The 707-nt window shown below is 32.7% G+C and carries 1 protein-coding gene; it reads right to left on the bottom strand.

Going from position 1 to position 707, the window contains the following annotated elements:
* The coding region (locus N2Z58_09465; GenBank protein ID MCX7654886.1) for an SLBB domain-containing protein at positions 1-707 on the bottom strand (707 nt) is incomplete at both ends.

Raw genomic sequence — 707 nt, 5'->3', positions numbered from 1 at the left:
CATAGTCCACACCCTTTACAAAGATTTGAATCTATAGAATAAGTCAACATTTCAGAACATGCTTTTGATGGACACTTTCTATCAAAAACATGAGATTCATATTCTTCTCTAAACCACCTTAATGTTGATAATACTGGATTTGGAGCTGTTTGTCCAAGACCACATAAACTTGTCTCTTTTATAACATTAGCCAAATTTTCAAGTTCAACAATTCCTTTAAATCTCAACAATGAATCTTCTTGAGTTTCAGAATATCTCTTTCGAGTTATTGAATTTAAAATATCCAACATTTTTTTAGTACCTTCCCTACAAGGTATACACTTTCCACAAGATTCTGACTGAATAAAATTCATAAAATATTTTGCCACATCAACCATACAAGTTCTCTCATCCATAACTACAAGCCCACCTGAACCCATCATTGCTCCAACATTTTTTAACGACTCATAATCTATTTGAGTATTAAGTTTTGATTCAGGAATACAGCCACCGGAAGGTCCACCAATTTGAACCGCTTTAAACTTATAATCATTTTCAATTCCACCAGCAATATCAAATATTATTTCTTTCAATGTTATTCCCATTGGTACTTCACAAAGTCCAGCTCTCTTTATATTTCCTGATAAAGCAAAAACTTTAGTACCTTTTGAAGTTTTCGTGCCAATTGAAGAAAAATATTCTGCCCCCAATCTTATAATCTCAGGAAC

This window comes from Fervidobacterium sp. (genome assembly GCA_026419195.1).
Classification (GTDB): Bacteria; Thermotogota; Thermotogae; order Thermotogales; family Fervidobacteriaceae; genus Fervidobacterium.
The sequence above is the reverse complement of the archived record's forward strand: the minus strand, read 5'-3'. Positions and strand labels throughout refer to the sequence as shown.